Annotated in this window: 5 protein-coding genes; 4 read left to right on the top strand and 1 reads right to left on the bottom strand. The window is 72.1% G+C overall.

The genetic code is table 11. The features are described from left to right. Nucleotides 1–61 precede the first annotated feature (61 nt). Nucleotides 62–799, bottom strand: coding sequence for a GPP34 family phosphoprotein (locus ACFTXQ_RS36125; protein ID WP_382649795.1), 738 nt, complete (start codon nt 797–799; stop codon nt 62–64). Nucleotides 800–971: 172 nt separating this feature from the next. Between ACFTXQ_RS36125 and ACFTXQ_RS36120 the strand changes: the two genes are divergently transcribed. The 4 genes from ACFTXQ_RS36120 (at nt 972) to ACFTXQ_RS36105 (ending at nt 6,880) form a co-directional block, all read left to right on the top strand. After that, on the top strand, nt 972–3,611 hold the full coding sequence (locus tag ACFTXQ_RS36120) for a hypothetical protein (RefSeq protein WP_382649798.1): 2,640 nt from the start codon (nt 972–974) through the stop codon (nt 3,609–3,611). Nucleotides 3,612–3,750: 139 nt separating this feature from the next. Further along, entirely contained in the window at nt 3,751–5,616 is a 1,866-nt protein-coding gene (locus tag ACFTXQ_RS36115) for an MFS transporter (protein ID WP_382649792.1), read from the top strand. A gap of 109 nt (nt 5,617–5,725) precedes the next feature. Beyond that, a complete protein-coding gene (locus ACFTXQ_RS36110) occupies nt 5,726–5,941 on the top strand; it encodes a hypothetical protein (protein WP_382649790.1) in 216 nt (71 codons plus the stop codon). A gap of 168 nt (nt 5,942–6,109) precedes the next feature. Next, the gene (locus ACFTXQ_RS36105; RefSeq protein ID WP_382649788.1) at nt 6,110–6,880 is read left to right on the top strand and encodes a hypothetical protein; all 771 of its coding nucleotides are present in this window, start codon (nt 6,110–6,112) and stop codon (nt 6,878–6,880) included. Nucleotides 6,881–7,007 lie beyond the last annotated feature (127 nt).

The raw sequence follows: 7,007 nt of genomic DNA, 5'->3' as shown, positions 1-7,007 counted from the left end.
GCTGATGGGCGGCCCGGTGCCGGTGGTGCCGGTGCTCGGGGTCAGCTCGGGTGGAGCTCGATCAGTGCGCGGCCGCGCGGGCCATCGCACCGGTCCGGCGCGGCTGCAGCGGGACGCTGCCTGCCGTGGCCCGGGCGGCCGGCGGTGCCGGAGCGCGGTCACGGCGGGGCTGTGCGGCCACACCGTTCTGGACGTCCATCACGGCGTGCGCCACGAGTCCGCCCATCGGGTCGTGCCGGATCAGGTCCCGCAGCCGGGACCTGGACGACCGCCCCTCGTTGCCGGGGTACAGGTGCTTGCCGAGTCCGACCGCGTGGGCCAGTGCGGCGAGCGCCGCGGTCCGCGGGTCCGGCGGCACGCCGGTGCGGATCGCGCTGTCCAGCCGGGCACGGATCTCCCGGCTGATCGCCGTGTCCGTCGCCTGGTAGCGAGTCGTCGGCAACACCCCGCACATCTGTCCCGCGACGGCATGGACCATGCCGCAGCGCTCCAGATGAGCGAGGTAAATCTGGCGGAGCCCCAGCCGGGGTCCGCCGATCCAGTGGACGGCCCGAACCGGGCTGCCGCGCCTGCGCAGCAGTTCCAGTGCGGAGTCCAGAGTCGGATCTCCTGTCGGCCGTGGCATCACCACGGCGATACGATCCCCGTCAGGGGCTATCCGTCCTGCCAGAGCCAGCTCCACTAGCTGTGCCCCGGCCAGGCCGAGGTCGAGCGACTGCGGCTGCGCCGTGGTACCCGTGGCCGGGTCCAAGGCGAGCAGCAGAAGCTCCTCCGGAATTGTTCTGCGGCTCCTGCCCATCCATGCCTCCCCGCGTGGATGAGTGACAGGGTGACGCCTCTCACATTCATCTGTCGAGAGCGCGTGGCCGCTTTGTGGGGGAACCCGCAGCTATGTCGTTCTCGTCTAGCACGTGGGCGATGCCCCCTAGACGGGACACTGTTAGACATTCGGACAGCCGGACGTGGCGGCGATGGAGGAGGAACTGGTGGCGGGCGAGTCCCCCGACAAGTCGGTAGATGAAGGTGTGCCGGGGGCTGCGGAGTCCTCCGAGGGGCGCGACCCGAGGCTGTCGGTGCTCCGGCCGAGGGACCACGCCGGTGGCGCTCCCGCTGCGGGTGGGGGTGGCCGTTCCGCTGACGACCGCGCCGGCACGGATGCCGCTCCCGCGGCGGGTTCCGGCGCCGAGGACGGTGTCGGTTCCGCGGCCGGTTCGACCTCCGGTGGTGACGCCGATGCCGGTGGCGCCGCCCGTGCCGCTGAGGGTGCCGGTGCCGGTGCCGAAGGCGGTGTTGGTTCCGCGGCCGGTTCCGGTTCCGACGTCGACGCGGACGCGGATGCCGGGAAGCGGGACCCTCTGCGGGACGCGGTGGCGGCTTGGGTTGCCACGGCCGACGGATCCGACGCGGAGCCGGACGCGGAGCCGGGCGGCGCGACAACGGGGTCCAAGGCCGTGCCCGACCCCGCCGTGTCCTCCGGACGGGTGGAAACGCCCGCCGAATCCGTGGACCGGCCGTCGAAGCCGGACGCCGGCGAGCGCACCACCTCGTTCCGCGCCACGAAGCCTTCCGCTTCCGTACCGGACGCCCCCGCCGACGCGAAGCCCGACGGCTCCGCCGTGGAGTCCGCGGACTCGGAGCGCACTGCCGTGTTCCGGACCGTGCAGCCGGCCGCTTCCGGTGCGAAGCCGGATGACTCCGCGCGCCCCGCGCAGGGTTCCGCTTCGGCGGACCGCCCAGTTCCGGCTACGGAGCCGGCGGACTCGGAGCGCACCGCCGTGTTCCGGACCCCGAAGCCGGCCGCGGCTGAGGCCGCCAAGGAGGAGCCCGCCGATTCCGGTTCGGGGGCGGACGACTCGGAGCGCACTGCCGTGTTCCGGGCCGTTAAGCCGGCCGCCGAGGCTGACAAGGGGAAGCCCGCCGATTCCGACCGCCCGGCGAAGCCGGCCCCCGCTGGCGCCGCCAAGGAGGAGCCCGCCGATTCCGGTTCGGAGTCGGACGACTCGGAGCGCACCGCCGTGTTCCGGGCCCCGAAGCCCGGTTCCGCGCCGGCCAAGCCGGGCGGCGGCGACACGGCTTCCGCCCGGGAGCGCGCCGGGGCGTTCCGGCTGCCGAGGGCGGATTCCGGTTCCGGGGACGTGGAGTCGGCCGACTCCGAGCGCACCGCCGCCTTCCGGGCCGTCAAGCCCAAGGCGAGCACCTTCGTACCGCTGCGGACCGACGAGCCGGGCCAGCCGCAGGCACAGGCACAGGCACAGGCGCAGCCGAAGGCCCCGGCCGCCCCGTCCTCCGCGGAGCTGAACTCGCGGACCACCCAGCAGCCGCTGCCGCCCAAGCCGCCGCTCGACATGCTGGCGGACCTCACCAACAACCCGCCCCCGCCGCCGAGCCCGATGCGCACCGCCATCCGGCGGTTCAAGATCTACTTCCCGCTCGCCGTGCTCCTGGCGATCATCCTCGCCGTCGTGCAGCTGGTGCGCCCGCTGCCCGAGCCGAAGCTCGTGATGACCGCGCAGTCCTCGTACACCTTCGGCGGCTTCAAGCCCGAGCTGCCCTGGCCCAGCGAGGGCCAGGCCTACATGGCCGCCGCCGGCCTCGGCACGATCGGCCAGTCCGGCGAGCAGAAGCCCGTGCCGATCGCGAGCGTCACCAAGTCGATGACGGCGTACATCATCCTGCGCGACCACCCCATAAAGAAGGGTGAGAAGGGCGCGATGATCGACGTCGACAAGACGGCCGAAACCGAGGGCAAGAAGAACTCGACCGACAACGAGTCCACCCTCGACACGGTCAAGGAGGGCGACAAGCTCTCGGAGTACGACGCGATCGCGGCCCTCATGATCCCGTCGGCCAACAACATCGCGCGGCTGCTCGCGCGCTGGGACTCCGGTTCCCAGGAGGCGTTCGTCAAGAAGATGAACGACACCGCCAAGGAACTCGGCATGACCAACACCACCTACACCGACCCCTCCGGCCTGGACGCGACCACGGTCAGCACCGCCGAGGACCAGGTGAAGCTGGGCCTGAAGCTCGTCGAGATCGAGACCCTCCTCGACATCACCAAGAAGCCGAAGTGGATCGACCCCTCGGGCAAGGAGTGGCGGAACTGGAACGGCCTGGTCCCGTTCAACGACTCGCTCGGCATCAAGACCGGTACGACGACGAAGGCCGGCGGAAACCTCCTCTTCGCCGCCAAGAAGACGATCGGCAACACCAACCAGCTGATCGTCGGAGCCGTCCTCGGCCAGCACAAGCCGCCGATCATCGACAGCGTGCTCGCCGCGAGCAAGCAGCTCCTGATCGCCACCCAGAAGGTCCTCGAAGGCGCGCCCGTCGTGAAGAAGGGTGATGTGGTGGGCTACGTGGACGACGGGCTCGGCGGCCGCACGAAGGTCGTCGCCACCGCCGACGTGCAGGCGGTCGGCTGGGCCACGCTCACGGTGGACGTGAAGCTCGGCGACGGCGGCGGCAAGCTCCCGCAGACCGCCAAGGCCGGCACCGAGATCGGCATGCTCACCGTGGGCGAGGGTGCCAGCCAGGTGAAGGTGCCGGTGGCGCTGCAGAGCGACCTCGCCGCGCCGGGCATCGGCAGCAAGCTGACGCGCGTCGGCTGACGGCAGCCAGACCGGCCGCCCGGCTGATCGGCCGGGCGGCCGGCGGGAACGCGTTTCCGGCGCCCCGGGCAACCTCGGGGCGCCGGAACGCGTCTAGGGACCGGGACCGTAGTGGACCGAGGTGTTGGGGAGTGCGGCCGTGACCACCGCTGAGCAGCAGGACCGACGCGGGGCGGGCGGCGCCCCGCCGGCCCCCGCTGCCGCCGCCGTCCCCGGTTCCGCCCCGGCCGGCGGCGACCCCGGCCCAGGGGGGCGCGTCCTCGCCCTGCTCCGCCGCCACCCCATCGCCGTCGCCACCCTCCTCGCGGGGGTGCTCCACGTCGCCTGGTTCTTCAGCTTCGCCAACAGCGGCGGCGACCTCGCCGCGCAGGACGCCTGGGCCGAGTTCGTGGGCCGCCACCCCGATTCGGCGTACAACCTCGCCTGGTACGGCGGCATGCACCCCGTCTCGTACAGCGTCGTCTCCCCGTATCTCATGCACATGCTCGGCGTCCGGACCACGATGATGGTCGCGGGCACCGTCTCGGCCGGGCTGCTCGCGCTGATCCTGACCCGCTGCCGCGGCGCCGTGCGCGAGCCCCTGTGGCCCGCCCTGGCCGGGGTGTTCGGGCTGCTGTGCAACGCCCTGTCGGGCCGCGTCACCTTCGGCCTCGGCGTGGTGTTCGCGCTCGGCGCCGTCGCCGCCGTCTTCTGCTGGCCCCGCAAGTGGGCGGAGCGCCGCTGGGCCAAGGCCGCCGCGGCGGCGCCGCTGGCCGGGCTCGCGACCGCCTCCAGTCCGGTGGCCGGGCTCTTCCTCGGGGTGATCGCCGCCGCGCTGTTCCTGAGCGGCCGGCGCCCGGGTGCGTACGCGCTGGGGCTGGCGCCGGTGGCCGTGGTCGGGCTGTCCGCCTGGCTGTTCCCCTTCTCCGGGACGCAGCCGATGAAGCTGGGCTCGGCGTGGCTGCCGTTCGTGTTCGCGCTGGCGATCCTCTTCCTCGTACCCAAGCGGTGGAAGACGGTCCGGATCGCCTCGGCCGTCTACGCCTTCGGTACCTTCCTGACCTGGGCGATCGACTCCCAGGTCGGCTCGAACGTGACGCGGCTGGTCATGCTGTTCGGCGGGGCGGTGCTCCTCGCGGCCCTCCCGTACGAGCTCCCGCGCTCGCGGCGCTGGTACGCGCTGGTGCTGGCCTTCGCCGGCCTGAACATCTGGATCACCACCAACAGCATCACGGACATCGTGCGCACCACCCCGGTGGCGGCCTGGAACCGGGAGCTGGCCCCGCTCGTCGACCAGCTCCGGAAGGCGGGCGCCGACCGCGGCCGGGTCGAGGTGGTCCCGGCCAGCAGCCATCGCGAGTCCTCCGCCTTCCCCTCGTACGTCAACCTCGCGCGCGGCTGGAACCGGCAGGCCGACCTGGAGCGGAACCCGCTCTTCTACGACGACAGCCTCACGGCCGACAGCTACCGGGAATGGCTGGAGCGCTGGGCCGTGCACTACGTGGTGCTGCCCGCGGACAAGCCGGACTCGGGCGGGGAGGACGAGGCGCGGCTGGTGGGCGCGGGGCTCCCGTACCTCGAGCAGGTGTGGGGCGACGCGAACTGGCGGCTCTTCAAGGTCCACGCGCCGACGGACCTGGTGTCCGGGCCGGCGACGGTGGTGCGGGCGGGCGCCGACCAGCTCGTCATCGACGTGAAGCGGGCCGGGCGGGTGCTGGTCCGGATCCCGCACTCGCCGTGGCTGGGGCTGGTGGACGGGGCGGGCAAGGCGGTGGCGCCGCCGCAGGAGTCCTTCGCGTCGAAGGCGCGGGGGTCCGTGCCGAAGGAGTACGCGAACGCGGCCGGGTGCCTGTTCAAGGCGGCCCCGGACGACACGGGCGACGTGTGGACGGAACTGCTGGCGCCGGTGCCGGGGGAGTACCGGGTCACGGCGAAGTACCAGCTGCCGCGCGGTACGCCCTGCCCGGAAGAGCTGGTCAATGCCGCGCTGGGGGTGCCGCAGCGGCCGACTCCGCCACGCCCGTGACCGGACACCGGATTGTTACGCCCGGGTCCGGGTGCGTTGGTCCCTATATGTGCATACGATCCGAGTAGTCCGATTGGGTTGGGTGCTTCCCGAGGGAGTTGACGACGGGATGAGCAGAGATCAGGGCAAGGCGCAGCAGAAGCAGGACTTCCGGGAGGCCTTCCAGGCCCAGGAGCCGGATCGGCCGCCGCGTCCGGCAGGCCACGGCTTCGACGGTCTGGTGCGCAGCAAGGTCAAGGGCGGGGCGCACACGAAGGCGGCCCTGAAGCGGTCCGGGACTCCGCAGGGTGACCGCATCGGCGAGCGCAGCAGGGGCCTGAGCTGATTCCGTGCGATGACGTGGCCCTTCCGGCTCCGGCCGGGAGGGCTTTCCGCACCCCTTGACGCCTTCGCAGTGGACTATCCGGACAACCGTTACATTGCCGACGTATTACCAACACATGACCCTCGTAACGTCGTCGTCGACGCCGACCCGAACCGAGGGGAACAACCCATGCGCGCCACCATCCGTACCGCCGCCGTCGCAGCAGGTGCCGTCACCGTCCTGGCCCTCCCGGCCGCCCACGCCTTCGCGGCCGACGCCCCGACCGCCCCCTCGCAGCAGCAGGAGAAGAAGAGGGAGGTCAAGCGCGAGCTGGTGGGCAGTCCCCGGTTCGACAAGGGCTGGTCCGGCAAGGTTTACGACCTGGTGGAGTACGTGAACGGCGTCCGCACCTCGAACCTGGGCTTCGAGGCCGACGTGGCGAAGGACGGGCAGGGCAAGGGCACGCTGAAGGGCCACGACGGCAAGGGCATGGCCAGGACGGTCACCCAGAGGATCGACGGGGTCACCTTCACGCTCACTTTCAACGGCGACCTGACCGCGAAGGGGCCGCAGGAGGGCCGCACCTTCGTGAAGGAGTACAAGAACCCCGGCGGCTCCGGCTTCGACGCCCGCGTCTACAAGACCAAGGCCGGCTACGAGGCCGACATCCTCAACGGCAAGGCCGTCTGGCACACCATGAAGACGGACGGCAGGAAGGCCGACAGCGCGCAGCACAACGGCGCGCACTTCGTCCTGAACCCGGACGGCACCCTGAAGTCCTGGACCGAGGGCACGACGCCGAAGGCCCCGCGGGGCGGGGTAAAGGCCGGCGCGGAGGGCGTAGAGCCCGCCACCCCGAGCAACAACGCCGGCCTCATCGCGGGCGGCGCGGGCCTGGCCGCCACCGGCGCCGCAGCCCTCGGCTTCGCCCTCCTCCGCCGAGGCCGCACGAACCCCTGACCCGCGCAGCCGGGGCCGGGGGCGGGGTGGGGTGTCGTCCGGGACTAAAACGAGATGACTTCGGCGCGAACCGAAGACCCGCAAAGCACCCCCCGAGGGCGCCGAACATCGAAGCCCGTCCCGGACG

Source organism: Streptomyces sp. NPDC057010, assembly GCF_042673805.1.
GTDB lineage: Bacteria > Actinomycetota > Actinomycetes > Streptomycetales > Streptomycetaceae > Streptomyces.
The sequence above is the reverse complement of the archived record's forward strand: the minus strand, read 5'-3'. Positions and strand labels throughout refer to the sequence as shown.